This window comes from Micromonospora sp. NPDC005324 (genome assembly GCF_040607155.1).
GTDB classification, from domain to species: Bacteria; Actinomycetota; Actinomycetes; order Mycobacteriales; family Micromonosporaceae; genus Micromonospora; species Micromonospora trifolii.
Window position 1 is genome coordinate 58,455 of record NZ_JBEXGE010000025.1, and the last position, 13,908, is coordinate 72,362.

Below are 13,908 nucleotides of genomic sequence, written 5' to 3' on the forward strand. Positions count from 1 at the left end.
CGTAGACTGGTACGGCACCGCTCGTCCGCCCGAAGAAGGAGCCGTCCCGCGTGACCGTCCAGCCCATCCGTCTGTTTGGGGATCCGGTGCTGCGCACGCCGGCCGATCCGGTCGTCGACTTCGACGCCGAGCTACGTCGGCTCGTCGCCGACCTCACCGACACGATGCGTGAGCAGAACGGCGCCGGCCTGGCCGCGCCGCAGCTCGGTGTGAGCCTGCGGGTGTTCACCTTCGACGTCGACGACGTCCTCGGGCACCTGATCAACCCGGTGCTGGAGTTCCCCGACGAGGAGGAGCAGGACGGCCCGGAGGGCTGCCTGTCCATCCCCGGGCTCTACTTCGACACCAAGCGTCGGCAGAACGTGGTCGCCAAGGGCTTGAGCTCGTTCGGCGACCCGATGCAGATCGTCGGCACCGGCCTGATGGCGCGCTGCGTGCAGCACGAGACCGACCACCTCGACGGTGTGCTCTTCCTGGACCGACTGGACCCGGAGGGGCGCAAGGAAGCCATGAAGGCGATCCGCCAGGCCGAGTGGTACGACGCCGCGGCACCGCCCACTGTCAAGCTCAGCCCGCACATCAGCGACCCCTTCGGTCTGGGGCGCTGACCCGGATGCGCGTGATCTTCGCCGGTACGCCGGCCGTCGCCGTTTCCGCCCTGGCCGCCGTCGCCGCCTCCCGACACGAGCTGGTGGCCGTGGTCACCCGGCCCGATGCGCCCGCCGGTCGCGGACGGGGCCTGTCCCGCTCCCCGGTTGGCGCGTGGGCCGACGAGCACGGCGTCGAGGTGCTCACGCCGGCCCGCCCCCGTGACCCGGAGTTCCTCGACCGGCTGCGTGAGCTGGAGCCGGCCTGCGTGCCGGTGGTCGCCTACGGCGCGCTGGTGCCGCCGGCGGCGCTGGAGATCCCCCAGCACGGCTGGATCAACCTGCACTTCTCGTTGCTGCCCGCGTGGCGCGGCGCCGCACCCGTGCAGCACGCTGTGCTGCACGGTGACGAGCTGACCGGGGCCAGCGTCTTCCAGCTGGAGGAGGGCCTGGACACCGGCCCGGTCTACGGCACGCTGACCGACGAGATCCGCGCCGCCGACACCTCCGGTGACCTGCTGGGGCGGCTCGCCGACTCCGGCGCCGGGCTGCTGGTGGCGGTGCTCGACGCGATCGCCGACGGCACCGCCCGCGCCGAGCCGCAGCCGGCCGACGGGGTGTCGCTGGCGCCGAAGCTGACAGTTGACGACGCGCGGGTGCGCTGGAACGACCCGGCCTTCGCCGTGGACCGGCGGATCCGGGCCTGCACGCCCGCACCGGGCGGCTGGACCACGTTCCGCGACGAGCGGGTGAAGCTCGGCCCGGTCGTCCCGGTGCCCGACGGCCCCGAGCTGAAGCCGGGGGAGTTGCTGGTGGAGAAGTCCCGGGTGCTGGTTGGCACGGCGACCGTGCCGGTGCGTCTCGGCGAGGTCCGTGCCGCGGGCAAACGGGCGATGGACGCGACCGACTGGGCGCGCGGCGTCCGGGTCGGCACTGGAGAGGATTTCGCGTGACGGCACCGGAAGGAACCCGCCCGACGCGCTCCGGCTCGTGGGCCGATCGTGGCGGAGATCGTCGTCCGGTCCGGCCGCCGATGGACCGCCCGCGTCGCGCCGCGTACGAGGCGGTGGCGGCGGTGCACCGGGACGACGCGTTCGCGAACCTGGTGCTGCCGCTCATCCTGCGGGAGGAGGGGCTGTTCGGTCGCGACGCGGCCTTCGCCACCGAGCTGACCTACGGAACCCTGCGCCACCTGGGCACGTTGGACGCGATCCTGACCGACGCGGCCGGCCGGGACGTGGCCCGGATCGACCCGCCGGTACGCGACGCGCTGCGGCTCGGGGCGTACCAACTGCTGCACACCCGCGTGCCGGCGCACGCCGCGGTCTCGTCGACGGTGGACCTGGTCCGTTCGGTCGCACCGGGCGCTACCGGTTTCGCCAACGCGGTGCTGCGCGAGGTGTCCAGCCGTGACGCGGACGCCTGGGTGGCGAAGCTCGCCCCACCGATGGAGACCGACCCGGTCGGGCACCTCGCGTTGGCGTACAGCCACCCGCAGTGGATCGTGCGGGCCTTCTCCGAGGCGCTCGGCGGCGATCTGGGTGAGACGGAGCGCCTCCTGATCGAGGACAATGAGCGCCCCCCGGTGCACCTGTGTGCCCGGCCCGGGTTGATCGACCCGGTCGAGCTCGCCGATCAGGTCGGCGGTGCGCCCGGTGCCTTCTCGCCGTACGCCGTCTATCTTCCCGGCGGGTCACCGGGCGACATCCCGGCGGTGGTCGACGGCCGGGCCCACGTGCAGGACGAGGGCTCCCAGTTGGTGGCCACCGCGCTCGCCGACGCGCCGCTGGACGGCCCGGACGGGCGTTGGCTGGACCTGTGCGCCGGCCCGGGCGGCAAGGCCGGGTTGCTCGGCGCGCTGGCCGCGCAGCGAGGTGCCCGGGTGACAGCGGTGGAGGTCGCCGAGCACCGCGCCCGGCTGGTCTCCCTGGCGACCCGGGACCTGCCGGTCGCCGTGCTGACCATGGACGGCCGCGAGGTCGGCGGCGACCCGAAGCTGCCGGAGCAGCACTTCGACCGGGTGCTGGTCGACGCGCCGTGTACCGGTCTGGGCTCGCTGCGTCGCCGACCGGAGTCGCGTTGGCGTCGCCAACCGTCCGACCTGCCGCCGCTGACCCGGCTGCAACGGGAACTGCTCGGCGCGGCGCTGCGGGCGGTCCGCCCGGGTGGCCTGGTCGCCTACGTCACCTGCTCGCCGCACACCGTCGAGACGCACGTGACGGTGACCGAGGCGGCCCGCCGTAGCGGGGTCGCTGTCGACTTCGTGGACGCCCGCCCGCTGCTGCCGGCCGGCATGCCCGGTCTCGGCGACGGGCCGACCGTGCAGCTCTGGCCACACCGCCACGGCACCGACGCGATGTTCCTCGCCGTCCTGCGCCGAGGCTGACCCGTTGCACGCGTCCGGCCGGTCGGTGACCCGGCTGGCCGGACGCGGTGACGCCCTAGGTGACCGGAAGGCCCTTGGTGCCGGCATTCCTCATCGAGCGGGTCAGGTTCCGGTCGGAGATCCAGAGGAAGCACTGCACGCCCCGGTTCCCGTTGCGCCACTCCTCCTCGTACGGCTGGTAGTAGATCGTGCCGGCGCGGAAGTCGAGCTGGGAGTTGTCCGGCACCTTGGTGTACTTGGCGATCATCGTCTGGCAGGCCCGGTGGGTCCGCTTGGTGTTGCGGGTGAACTCGGTGTAGCTGGTGTCCGGCGCCTGCCAGACGCCGACGAACTCGGCGTGGTGCTTGGCGGTGCAGGAGACCGGCGCCATCTCGTCGATGTCGTCCTTGACCATCTTCGGGTTGAAGCAGCGGTACGCCAGCGGGGCCGCTCCGGACAGCGCGCCCCGGAGGCTGCCGGTGCGCAGGTCGACAGCGGTGTCGTCGATGCTGGCGATCTCGGTGACGTCGCAGCGGTACCAGCGGGCCCCGCCCGACCAGGCCTGCGGCGACGGCAGCACGACGGTCAGGCCGAGCCGCCCGGAACGCCAGTCGGCTCCCACCGCCTTGTTGACCGCCGTGTCGCACCCGGTCTGCGCGGCCCGCATGCCGGCCGAGCCGGGCTGCGGGGGCGTGCCGCCCTCGGCGCCCGGGCCGGTGAGGGTGCCGACGTGCATGGTCTCCACCCGGTGCGCCTCGGTGCACGCCGTCGGGTTGTAGCCGGTCAGGAAGCCGACCTGCTGGGAGCTCTGGTGGCAGACGTCGGCAGCGGGGACGAACTGCTGCGCCGCGACGGGCGCCGGCCAGTCGTCGATGAGGTCACTGTCGACTCCGGCGGGTGCGCCGCAACCGGCCAGCGCCAGGGCCAGCGCCCCACCCCCGGCGAACGCCGCCAACCACCGTCGCATCCCGACCTCCCGCCGCTGCTGGCCGCCGACCGGACCCAGCCGGTCGATAGCGCCACGGCGCAGCAGCATACGGCAACGATGCTCAGATCGCGGGCAGTCCCTCGGGGCCCGCGCCGCGCATCGAGCGGGTGAGTTTGCGGTCGTCGCTCCACAGGAAACAGCGCACCCCACGGTCGCCCTCCTCCCACTCCCGCTGCGACGGTGGGTAGTAGATGGACCCGGCCCGGTACGGCAGCTCGCTGTTGTTGGGCACCGCCGCGTACTCGGCGATCAGCGCCATGCAGCGCCGGTGTGCCTGCTCGGCGGACTTGGCGAACTCCGCCCAGCTCATGTCCCGCTCCTCGTAGACGCCCACGAACTCGGCGCGGTGCGGCTCGGTGCAGAGCACCGGCGCCATGTAGTTGAGGTTGTCGCCGATCAGCTTGGGGTCGAAGCAGCGGTGCGTCAGGGGCGTGTCGCCGATCAACGCGCCGCGCAGGCTGCCGGTGCGGTTCACCGGCCGGGTGTTGTCGATGCTGCCGGTCTCGCTGAGGTCGCAACGGAACCAGCGGGCGCCCCCGGCCCACGCGGGCGCGGACGGCAACGCGAGGGACAGTGCGAGTCGGGCCGTGTGCCAGTCGCCGCCGAGCACCTCCCGGGCCCGCTGGTCGCACTCGGCGCGGGCCGTGCGCAGCGCCGACGATCCGGGTTCCGGTCGGGCCTCGGTCAGCGCGTCCGGCCCGACGAAGGTGCCGACGTGGATGCTCTCGGCCAGGTGGTTACGCGCGCAGTCCACCGTCTCGTACGTGCTGGCCTGCACGACAGTGGTGATCCGCGGCAGGCAGGTGTCGGTGGCGGGGGTGAACGGCTTCGGAACCCGCAGCGTCGGCCAGTCGTCGGTGAGGTCACCGTCCGCGCCTCGCGCCGGCGCGCAGCCGGCCAGCAGCATCGTCGTGACGCTGGCCAGCACCAGCGCTGGAAGCCACCGTCGCATCGTCCGCCCTCCCGGGAGCTGGCGGCCGGTCGCCGCGCCCCGCGGCGAGACCCCGGCGGGCGTGCAGCCTATGGCACCGTCCCGGTTGGAGTGTCGTCGCGTTTCCGTCGATCGGCCAGTGGCTGATGTCTGTTCGTCCGGATTCGGGGGTCCGGAGCGTTCAATTCTGCACCAGTGGTCACCGCTGGGTCACAGCGCGTCCCCAACGGTGCCGCGATGCGGGTGGCGGGTGGCCACGTTCGTACACTGGCCCCGTGACCGTACCGCCGCCGATCGTCGCGCCAAGCATCCTGGCCGCCGATTTCGCCCGCCTCGCCGAAGAGGTCCGTGCCGTCGAGGACGCCGCGGACTGGTTGCACGTCGACGTGATGGACAACCACTTCGTGCCGAACCTGACCATTGGGCTGCCCGTGGTGCAGAGCCTGCGGGCTGTCACGGCGATGCCCTTCGACGTGCACCTGATGATCGAGGACCCGCGCCGGTGGGCCCCCGGGTACGCCGACGCCGGGGCGTACAACGTCACCTTCCACGCGGAGGCGTCCGACGACCCGGTGGCGCTTGCCAAGGACCTGCGTTCGGCAGGTGCGAAGGCGGGCCTGGCCATCGACCGGGACACCCCGATCGAGCCCTACCTGGACCTGCTGCCCAGCTTCGACACCCTGCTGATCATGACGATCAAGGCGGGCTTCGGTGGGCAGCGGTTCATTCCGCAGCTGCTGGAGAAGGTGCGGACGGCTCGGCAGCACGTGTCGGCCGGGCACCTGGAGCTGCGCATCGAGGTGGACGGCGGGATCGCCGCCGACACCATCGAGCAGGCGGCCGCGGCGGGCGCCGACGCGTTCGTGGCCGGCACCGCCGTGTACGGGGCCGCCGACCCGGCGGAGGCGGTACGGCACCTGCGGGCACTGGCGGAGCGCGCGGCGCCCGGGGCCTGAGGTGGAGCCCGAGGCCGACCGCAAGGACATCATTCTCGTCGTGGACGACGACGAGGACATCGCTCGCTTCGTCGAGTTCAACCTGCGGTTGCACGGCTTCGAGGTGATCCACGCCAGCGACGGCCAGGAGGCACTGGAGGTCATCGAGCGCCAGCGGCCGGACCTGGCCGTGGTCGACCTCATGATGCCCCGGATCGACGGGCTGGAGCTGACCCGCCGGTTGCGCGCCGACCCGATGACCTCCGCCCTCCCGGTGATCATGCTGACGGCCAAGGGGATGACCGTCGACAAGGTGCACGGGCTCAGTGCCGGCGCGGACGACTACCTGGTCAAGCCGTTCGACACCGCCGAGTTGGTGGCCCGGGTCTCGTCAACGCTGCGCCGCAACAAGGAGTTCCGCGAGGTCTCCCCGCTGACCGGGCTGCCCGGCAACAGCCGGATCCGTCGGGAGATCAGCGACCGGGTCCGCAACGGCGTGGACTACGCCGTCGGCTACGTCGACATCGACCGGTTCAAGAGCGTCAACGACCGGTACGGCTTCGTGCGTGGCGACGACTTCATCTCCGCGCTGGCCCGCAGCCTGCACCGGGCGGTGGTGGGCGTCGGGCTGCCACCGGCCTTCCTCGGTCACGTCGGCGGCGACGACTTCGTCATCGTCTGCGCCCCGGACCAGGTGCGCCCACTGACGTCCCGGGCGGTCGTCGATTTCGAGAACGCCGCCGACACGCTCTACGACCCGACCGACCGGGAGCGCGGCTTCGTCGAGTTGAAGGATCGACGCGGCAACATCCGGCGGGCGGCCCTGGTCACGCTCTCCATCGGGGTGTCCCTCTCCGACGCCGGCAAGCGCTTCACCGACCCGCTCGAAGCGATAGCGGTGGCCTCGGAGATGAAGACGGTGGCCAAGAGTCAACCGGGCTCGTACGTGGCCGTGGACCGGCGTCGCGGCGTCACCTGAGCGTGATACCGCTGTGAAGTAGCTCGCCTAGGTGGCGGCAGAGCCGGATCGGCGTGTAAGACTTCCCGTGTACCCACCACGCGCTGGCGGGACTCGGTGAAATTCCGAACCGGCGGTGATCCACGGTCCAACCGTGGTCAGCCCGCGACCCGGACGGCTCTGCTGTCCGGTGGACCTGGTGAAAATCCGGGGCCGACGGTTGGGGGCGGTTCGTCCGCGCCCAGACAGTCCGGATGGGAGACAGCGCGCGGGACGGACGGGTCCGAGCCGGCCGCTGGCTTCAGCGTGCCGTGCCGACCCCCCGGGGCGGCTGTGCCGTTCCCGGAATCCGCCACCGCCTGCCCGTGGCCCCATGGCCACCGCCTCCCTGACCGCCCGCGCGCGGATCGGCGAGTGAGAGGGCAGGGGCAGGGCGATGGCCAGCGTCTCCGTTGATGAGGCGATGCGGCGTGCGATCGAGTTGGCAGCGCGCGGGCTCGGCACCACCAGCCCCAACCCGGTGGTCGGGTGCGTGCTCCTCGACTCCGACGGCGAGGTCGTGGGCGAGGGTTTCCACGCGTACGCCGGGGGGCCGCACGCCGAGATCGTCGCCCTGGCGCAGGCCGGGCGGCGGGCCAAGGGCGGCACAGCCGTCGTCACTCTGGAACCCTGCGACCACACCGGCCGCACCGGCCCCTGCAGTTCCGCGCTGGTCCAGGCCGGGCTGGGCCGGGTCGTGATCGCCGTACCCGACCCCAACCCGGTCGCTTCCGGGGGCGCCGCCACCTTGCGTGCCGCCGGGGTGCGGGTCGATCTGGGGGTACGCGGCGAGGAGGCCGAGGCCGGCAACGTCGCGTGGCTGACCTCGATGCGCCGGGGCTGGCCGTACGTGATCTGGAAGTACGCCGCCACGCTCGACGGGCGCTCCGCCGCGATGGACGGCACCAGCATGTGGATCACCTCGGAGGCGGCCCGGATCGACGTGCACGCGCTGCGCGGCACTGTCGACGCGGTCATCGCCGGGGTGGGCACCGTGCTCGCCGACGACCCCCGGTTGACCGCCCGCAACCTGCGCGACGGCAGCCTGGCCATCCGGCAGCCGCTGCGGGTGGTGGTGGACAGCTCGGGGCGTACCCCGGCTGACGCCAAGGTCCGCGACGGCGCCGCACGCACGTGGATCGCGACCACCGACGAGGTCGGCGCCGACCCGGACGGCCGGGTCGACCTGTCGGCGCTGCTCGCGGCGTTGCACCAGCGCGGGGTCCGCGCGGTGCTGCTGGAGGGCGGCCCCCGGCTGGCCGGCGCGTTCCTGGAGGCCGGCCTGGTCGACAAGATCGTCGGGTACGTCGCGCCGCGGTTGCTCGGCGCCGGCCCGACAGCTCTGGTCGACGCGGGAGTGACCACCATCGCCGAGGCCATCGATCTGGAGTTCGTCGACGTTACGCAGATCGGTCCGGATCTCCGGATCACCGCTTTGCCCCGCAAACGGGAGGGCTGACATGTTCACTGGCATCATCGAGGAATTGGGCGAGATCGTCCGGGTAGCGCCGACGGCAGGCGATTCGGCGCTGCTGGGTGTACGCGGCCCGCTGGTCACGTCCGACGCCCGGCACGGCGACTCGATCGCCGTCAACGGTGTCTGCCTGACCGTTGTGGAGGTGGCCGACGGGGTCTTCACCGCCGACGTGATGGGGGAGACGCTGCGCCGCTCCGCGCTGGGCGCGCTGCGCCCGGGCGACCCGGTCAACCTGGAGCGGGCCGCCGCGCTCGGTAGCCGCCTCGGCGGGCACCTTGTGCAGGGCCACGTCGACGGCGTCGGTGAACTGACCTCCCGGGAGCCGGCCGAGCAGTGGGAGACCGTCCGGTTCCGGCTGCCGGCCGCCCTGTCCCGCTACGTGGTGGAGAAGGGCTCGATCACCATCGACGGTGTCTCGTTGACAGTGGCCTCCGTCGGCGCGGACGAGTTCGCCGTCGGGCTGATCCCGACCACGCTCAAGCTGACCACGCTCGGCGCCAAGGGCGTCGGCGACCCGGTCAACCTGGAGGTCGACGTGCTGGCCAAGTACGTCGAGCGGCTGCTCGGCGACCGGCTCGCCGACGGTTCCGGGGCGGCCTCGACCACGGGTGGGGTGGCCTGATGGGCCCGCTCAGCTGGCTGTTGGACGCCCAGGTGCAGGTCGCCGGCTCGCCGGTGCTGGCCCGGGAGATCGTCGGCAACGCGTTCGGGCTGGTCTCGGCGCTGCTCGGGCTGCGCCGGCTGGTCTGGGCGTGGCCGGTCGGCATGATCGGCAACGCGCTGCTCCTCACCGTCTTCCTCGGCGGGGTGTTCGCCACCCCGCAGGCTCACGACCTGTACGGGCAGGCCGGCCGGCAGGTGTTCTTCTTCGCGGTCAGCGTCTACGGCTGGTGGCGCTGGCAGCGCAACCGTCGCAGCGACTCCGGTCAGGCCGCTGTCGTGCCGCGCTGGGCCACCGGACGGGAACGACTGACGCTGCTGGTGGTCGCCGTGATCGGCACCGCAGCGGCGTACCCGCTGCTCAAGGCCCTGGGCTCGTGGGGTCCGCTGCCCGACGCCTGGATCCTCACCGGCAGCCTGCTGGCCACGTACGGCATGGCCCGCGGCTGGGTGGATTTCTGGCTGCTCTGGATCGCTGTCGACGCGGTCGGCGTGCCGCTGCTGCTGCGCGGCGGGTTCTACCCGTCGGCCGTCATGTACCTGATCTACGGCGCCCTCTGCGTCTGGGGCTTCGCCGCCTGGTGGCGCACCTCGCGCGCCACGGCCACCGTCCGTACGCCCATCTACCGGGAGGCTGTCGCGTGACCAGCTTTGGGGATATCGAGCAGGCGATCGCGGACATCGCGGCCGGCCGGCCGGTCGTCGTTGTCGACGACGCGGACCGGGAGAACGAGGGCGACCTGATCTTCGCGGCCGAGTTGGCCACGCCGGAGCTGATGGCGTTCATGGTGCGCTACACCTCCGGCTACGTCTGCGTGGCGCTGACCGAGAGCGAAGCCGACCGGCTCGACCTGCCGCCGATGCACCACACCAACCAGGACCGGCGCGGCACCGCGTACACGGTGACGGTGGACGCCCGCGAGGGGGTCAGCACCGGCATCTCGGCGGCCGACCGCGCGCACACCAGCCGGCTGCTCGCCGACGCGGCGACCGACCCGACCGATCTGGCGCGCCCCGGGCACGTGGTGCCGCTGCGCGCTCGCGAGGGCGGGGTGCTGCGCCGGCCGGGGCACACCGAGGCGGGGATCGACCTGACCCGGCTGGCCGGGCTGCGTCCCGCCGGCGTGCTCTGCGAGCTGGTCAACGACGACGGCACCATGATGCGCCTGCCGGACCTGGAGAAGTTCTGCGCCGAGCACGGCCTCACGCTGGTCACCATCGCCGACCTGGTCGCCTACCGGCGGCGTACCGAGAAGCAGGTCGAGCTGGTCGCCGACGCCCGGATGCCGACGCGGCACGGGGTGTTCCGGGCGCTCGGCTACCGCGCCGAGCACGACCCGGCCGAACATGTCGCGATGGTGCTGGGTGACCTCGGTGACGGCCAGGACGTGCTGGTCCGGGTGCACTCCGAGTGCCTGACCGGGGACGTGTTCGGCTCGCTGCGCTGCGACTGTGGGCCGCAGCTGGAGGCCGCGCTGGCTCGGGTCGGGCAGGAGGGCCGGGGCGTGGTGCTCTACGTCCGTGGGCACGAGGGGCGCGGCATCGGGTTGCTGCACAAGCTGCAGGCGTACCAGTTGCAGGACCTGGGCCGCGACACCGTCGACGCCAACCTCGACCTGGGCCTGCCCGCCGATGCCCGCGACTACGGCACCGGCGCGCAGATCCTCTACGACCTGGGCGTGCGGTCGATGCGGCTGCTGACCAACAACCCGGCCAAGCGGGCCGGGCTGGAGGGGTACGGGTTGACCATCACCGGTCGCGAGGGGCTGCCGGTCGGCGCTCACCCGGAGAACATGCGCTACCTGCGCACCAAGCGGGACCGGATGGGTCACCTGCTGGACGAGTTGGACGAGGTGTCCGAGGCGCCGCTGGGGCGTCCGGTTGCCAACGACGAGATCGGAGCATGACGATGGCGGGTTTCGGTGAGCCGGGAGTCGAGGCGGTCGACGCCGCGGGGCTGACCGTCGGGGTCGTTGCCGCCCGCTGGCACGGCGAGCTGACCGACCACATGCTGGAGCGTGCGGTGGCAGCCGCCGAGGCGTGCGGCGCGCGTTCCGTGGTCGCCCGGGTCGCCGGCTCGGTCGAGCTGCCGGTGGTCGCGCAGGCCCTCGCCCGCCGCTGCGACGTGGTGGTCGCCCTCGGCGTGGTGGTCCGTGGGTCCACCGCCCACTTCGACTACGTGTGCCGTTCGGTCACCGACGGGCTGACCCGGGTGGCGCTGGACGAGGGCAAGCCGGTGGCGCACGGGGTGTTGACAGTGGAGACCATCGAGCAGGCCCGCGACCGCGCCGGTCTGCCCGGCTCGGCGGAGGACAAGGGCTGGTCCGCCACGGTGGCGGCGCTCGACGCGGCGCTGGCCGTGCGGACGGTGGCGGCGGGCAACGCCCAGCGGGTCGGCTTCGGCGGCTGACGCCTCTGCCGCCTCTGAAGGCGGGCCCTCAGAGCCGACCGGCCTCGATGATCCGGCGCAGGAACTGCCGGGTACGAGGCTGGGTCGGCTCGCCGAGCACCTGCTCGGGCGGGCCGCTCTCGACGACCCGCCCGGCGTCGAGGAAGCACACCTCGTCGGCGACCTCCCGGGCGAAGCCCATCTCGTGGGTGGCCAGCACCATTGTCATGCCGTCGGCCTTCAGGTCGCGGATCATCGCCAGGACCTCGCCGACCAGCTCCGGGTCGAGCGCGGAGGTGACCTCGTCGAGCAGCATCAGCCGAGGTGAGTTGGCCAGCGCCCGGACGATCGCCACCCGCTGCTGCTGCCCGCCGGAGAGCCGGTCCGGGTAGGCGTCCGCCCTGGCGCCGAGCCCCACCCGGTCGAGCAGCTCCCGGGCCTGAGCCTCGGCCTCCGCCCGGCCCCGCCGGTGTACGCGGCGCGGCGCGAGGGTGATGTTGTCCAACACGCTCAGGTGTGGAAAAAGGTTGTACGCCTGGAACACCATGCCGATCCGCCGCCGGACCCGGTCCGGGTCCACCCGGGGATCGGAGATGTCCTCCCCGTCCAACTCGATGGTGCCGTCGTCGAGTTCGTCGAGCAGGTTGACGCAGCGCAGCAGCGTCGACTTGCCGGACCCGGACGCGCCGATCACCGCCACCACCTGATGCTCGGCGACGGTCAGGTCGAGGTGGTCGAGCACGGCGTGCCCGCCGAACTCCTTGCGCAGCCCTCGACAGCGCAACAACGCCATGGGTCAGCCTCCCGACTGTCGGCGGGCCGAGCGCAGCGTCACCCAGTCGGTGACAGCGATCAGCGGGATCGCGAGCAGCACGAAGAGCACCCCCGCCACGACGTACGGCGTGTAGTTGAACGTCTGGGCGGTGGCGATCTGCGCGGCGCGGACCGCGTCGATCGGCCCGGCCAGCGACACCAGCCCGACGTCCTTCTGCAACGCGACGACGTCGTTGAGCAGGGGTGGCGCCACCCGGCGGACGGCCTGCGGCAGGACCACGTGCCGCATCGTCTGCCGGTAGGTCAGGCCCAGTGAGCGGGCCGCGGCGAGTTGGCTGGAGTGCACCGACTCGATGCCGGCCCGGAACACCTCGGCGAGGTAGCCGCCGTAGGTGAGGACCAACGCGATCCCACCCAGCACCAGCACCGGCGGCATGCCCTGCAACCGCAGCCCCGGCACGCCGAGGGTGAGCAGGTACAGCACGATGATCAGCGGTAGGCCGCGGAAGGTGTAGGTGTAGCCGGCGGCCAGCGCGCGGACCGGGAAGAAGACCGGCCCGCGCAGCGTCCGCAGCACGGCGATCACCAGCCCGAGCAGCAGCGCGCCGACCGCACAACAGACCAGCAGTCGTACGTTGAGCCAGAGCCCGCTCAGCACCGTCGGCAGCGCGTCGCGGGCGATCTGCGGATCCAGGAACGACCGCCGGACCCGGTCCCAGCCCGGCGCCCCGGTCACCGCGATCACCAGCAGCGTGCCGAGCGCCGCCGTCGAGGACGCCGCGACGAGCACGCTGTGGATGGTCTGCCGACGCCGGTACGCCGACCGCCGCAGCTGCGCCTCCGACGGCACATGATCCAGATGCGTCACCGCAGCTCGGCCGCCCCCGCCACCTGGGCGAGCCACTTCTGCTCCAACTCCTTCAGCGTGCCCGCCGTGGTGAGCTGACCGACCGCTTCGCTCACGCAGGAGGTCAGTGGGGAGTTCTTGTCCAGCAGCAACCCGAACGCCTCGGGCGTACCGACCTGCGGCACCTGCCCGACGATCACCGCGTCGGTGATCTCCGCGCCGGTGATGTAGAAGGCGGTCGGAAGATCCACCACCAGACCGTCCAACTGCCCGTTCTGCAGGGCCTTCTTGGCGTCGTCGTTGCTGTTGTAGACCTGCGGCTTGGCGGTCGGCCTGATCACGTCGGTGATCGCCTGGTAGCTGGTGGTGCCGACCTGCGCGCCGAGCCGTGCGTCCCGCAACTCGGCCAGCGACCTGCGGCCGGCGATCTTCGAGGACTTCAACGCGATGACGGTCTGCCGCACCAGGTAGTACGGCGCGGAGAAGTCGACCGCCTGCTTGCGCTCGTCGGTGATGGAGAACTGGTTGATGTCGAAGTCGAAGTCCTTCGGTCCCGGCGCGATGGCGGTGTCGAACTTGACCCGGGTCCAGGTGACGTCGCCGCGGGCGTAGCCGAGCTTCTCGGCCACCGCGTACGCGACGGCGGATTCGAAGCCCTCGCCGCTGTCCGGCTTGTCCTTGGCGAACCACGGTTCGTACGCGGGCTGGTCGGTGGCGATGGTCAGCTTGCCCGGCGTACGCGTGGGCAGGCTGTCCTTGGCGCAGGACGGTGCTGCGGTGACGACGGGGGTGGGTTTCTCGACCTGTGGCGCGCATCCGGCGGTGGCTACGACGACGACGCCGGCGAAGGTGAGCGCGAAAAGACGTGAGCTGCTGGCCATGGCGGACAGCGTAGAGGTCCATGGGCATCGATCGACAATTGTCCCACCATGTTGGTAGGGAATCGTCCGCTTGCTGG

15 protein-coding genes and 1 riboswitch are annotated in these 13,908 nt (G+C 72.2%); of the genes, 10 read left to right on the forward strand and 5 right to left on the reverse strand.

The window, feature by feature from the left end:
• Positions 1-50 precede the first annotated feature (50 nt).
• Genes def through ABZS40_RS24245 form a run of 3 tightly spaced genes read left to right on the forward strand, consistent with a single transcriptional unit; the run spans position 51 to position 2,973 of the window.
• A complete protein-coding gene (def, locus tag ABZS40_RS24235) occupies positions 51-608 on the forward strand; it encodes a peptide deformylase (RefSeq protein ID WP_354945691.1) in 558 nt (185 codons plus the stop codon).
• Between the two features lie 5 nt (positions 609-613).
• Positions 614-1,540 carry a methionyl-tRNA formyltransferase gene (gene fmt / locus ABZS40_RS24240; protein ID WP_354945692.1) on the forward strand — a complete coding sequence of 309 codons (927 nt, stop codon included), beginning with the start codon at positions 614-616 and terminating at the stop codon, positions 1,538-1,540.
• A complete protein-coding gene (locus tag ABZS40_RS24245; RefSeq protein WP_354945693.1) occupies positions 1,537-2,973 on the forward strand; it encodes a transcription antitermination factor NusB in 1,437 nt (478 codons plus the stop codon). The genes fmt and ABZS40_RS24245 overlap by 4 nt, the downstream gene beginning before the upstream one ends.
• A 55-nt stretch (positions 2,974-3,028) precedes the next feature.
• Here ABZS40_RS24245 and ABZS40_RS24250 read toward each other — a convergent pair whose 3' ends face one another.
• The gene (locus tag ABZS40_RS24250) at positions 3,029-3,919 is read right to left on the reverse strand and encodes a septum formation family protein (RefSeq protein ID WP_354945742.1); all 891 of its coding nucleotides are present in this window, start codon (positions 3,917-3,919) and stop codon (positions 3,029-3,031) included.
• An 82-nt stretch (positions 3,920-4,001) separates the two neighbouring features.
• A complete protein-coding gene (locus ABZS40_RS24255) occupies positions 4,002-4,892 on the reverse strand; it encodes a septum formation family protein (RefSeq protein ID WP_354945694.1) in 891 nt (296 codons plus the stop codon).
• A gap of 254 nt (positions 4,893-5,146) precedes the next feature.
• Between ABZS40_RS24255 and rpe the strand changes: the two genes are divergently transcribed.
• From rpe to ribH, 7 genes are all read left to right on the forward strand, one after another.
• Positions 5,147-5,827 (forward strand): ribulose-phosphate 3-epimerase, encoded by a 681-nt coding sequence (gene rpe / locus ABZS40_RS24260; protein ID WP_238679548.1) that lies wholly within the window; start codon positions 5,147-5,149, stop codon positions 5,825-5,827.
• Position 5,828: 1 nt separating this feature from the next.
• Positions 5,829-6,785: a response regulator gene (locus ABZS40_RS24265; protein ID WP_238679549.1), complete on the forward strand. Its 957-nt coding sequence runs from the start codon at positions 5,829-5,831 to the stop codon at positions 6,783-6,785.
• A gap of 78 nt (positions 6,786-6,863) precedes the next feature.
• A riboswitch (FMN riboswitch) is annotated at positions 6,864-7,034 on the forward strand.
• A gap of 166 nt (positions 7,035-7,200) precedes the next feature.
• Positions 7,201-8,262: a bifunctional diaminohydroxyphosphoribosylaminopyrimidine deaminase/5-amino-6-(5-phosphoribosylamino)uracil reductase RibD gene (gene ribD, locus ABZS40_RS24270; protein WP_354945695.1), complete on the forward strand. Its 1,062-nt coding sequence runs from the start codon at positions 7,201-7,203 to the stop codon at positions 8,260-8,262.
• Position 8,263: 1 nt separating this feature from the next.
• Positions 8,264-8,902 (forward strand): riboflavin synthase, encoded by a 639-nt coding sequence (locus tag ABZS40_RS24275; RefSeq protein ID WP_354945696.1) that lies wholly within the window; start codon positions 8,264-8,266, stop codon positions 8,900-8,902.
• On the forward strand, positions 8,902-9,585 hold the full coding sequence (pnuC, locus tag ABZS40_RS24280) for a nicotinamide riboside transporter PnuC (RefSeq protein WP_354945697.1): 684 nt from the start codon (positions 8,902-8,904) through the stop codon (positions 9,583-9,585). Before ABZS40_RS24275 ends, pnuC begins: the two co-directional genes overlap by 1 nt.
• The gene (locus ABZS40_RS24285; RefSeq protein ID WP_354945699.1) at positions 9,582-10,847 is read left to right on the forward strand and encodes a bifunctional 3,4-dihydroxy-2-butanone-4-phosphate synthase/GTP cyclohydrolase II; all 1,266 of its coding nucleotides are present in this window, start codon (positions 9,582-9,584) and stop codon (positions 10,845-10,847) included. Before pnuC ends, ABZS40_RS24285 begins: the two co-directional genes overlap by 4 nt.
• A gap of 2 nt (positions 10,848-10,849) precedes the next feature.
• Positions 10,850-11,350, forward strand: a complete 501-nt coding sequence (gene ribH, locus ABZS40_RS24290; RefSeq protein WP_210785464.1) for a 6,7-dimethyl-8-ribityllumazine synthase — start codon at positions 10,850-10,852, stop codon at positions 11,348-11,350.
• A 28-nt stretch (positions 11,351-11,378) separates the two neighbouring features.
• Here ribH and ABZS40_RS24295 read toward each other — a convergent pair whose 3' ends face one another.
• The 3 genes from ABZS40_RS24295 to ABZS40_RS24305 are packed head-to-tail and all read right to left on the reverse strand — an operon-like array spanning position 11,379 to position 13,831.
• Complete coding sequence (locus ABZS40_RS24295) at positions 11,379-12,122, reverse strand: amino acid ABC transporter ATP-binding protein (RefSeq protein WP_354945700.1); 744 nt, start codon at positions 12,120-12,122, stop codon at positions 11,379-11,381.
• Positions 12,123-12,125: 3 nt separating this feature from the next.
• On the reverse strand, positions 12,126-12,971 hold the full coding sequence (locus ABZS40_RS24300; protein WP_354945701.1) for an amino acid ABC transporter permease: 846 nt from the start codon (positions 12,969-12,971) through the stop codon (positions 12,126-12,128).
• A complete protein-coding gene (locus ABZS40_RS24305) occupies positions 12,968-13,831 on the reverse strand; it encodes an ABC transporter substrate-binding protein (RefSeq protein WP_354945702.1) in 864 nt (287 codons plus the stop codon). The genes ABZS40_RS24300 and ABZS40_RS24305 overlap by 4 nt, the downstream gene beginning before the upstream one ends.
• Positions 13,832-13,908 lie beyond the last annotated feature (77 nt).

Bases quoted from the DNA above. Each gene is read 5' to 3' on its own strand.
- fmt (WP_354945692.1), top strand. From the start codon at position 614: ATGCGCGTGATCTTCGCCGGTACGCCGGCCGTCGCCGTTTCCGCCCTG.
- ABZS40_RS24250 (WP_354945742.1), bottom strand. From the start codon at position 3,919: ATGCGACGGTGGTTGGCGGCGTTCGCCGGGGGTGGGGCGCTGGCCCTG.
- ABZS40_RS24255 (WP_354945694.1), bottom strand. From the start codon at position 4,892: ATGCGACGGTGGCTTCCAGCGCTGGTGCTGGCCAGCGTCACGACGATG.
- ribD (WP_354945695.1), top strand. From the start codon at position 7,201: ATGGCCAGCGTCTCCGTTGATGAGGCGATGCGGCGTGCGATCGAGTTG.
- ABZS40_RS24275 (WP_354945696.1), top strand. From the start codon at position 8,264: ATGTTCACTGGCATCATCGAGGAATTGGGCGAGATCGTCCGGGTAGCG.
- pnuC (WP_354945697.1), top strand. From the start codon at position 8,902: ATGGGCCCGCTCAGCTGGCTGTTGGACGCCCAGGTGCAGGTCGCCGGC.
- ribH (WP_210785464.1), top strand. From the start codon at position 10,850: ATGGCGGGTTTCGGTGAGCCGGGAGTCGAGGCGGTCGACGCCGCGGGG.
- ABZS40_RS24295 (WP_354945700.1), bottom strand. From the start codon at position 12,122: ATGGCGTTGTTGCGCTGTCGAGGGCTGCGCAAGGAGTTCGGCGGGCAC.
- ABZS40_RS24305 (WP_354945702.1), bottom strand. From the start codon at position 13,831: ATGGCCAGCAGCTCACGTCTTTTCGCGCTCACCTTCGCCGGCGTCGTC.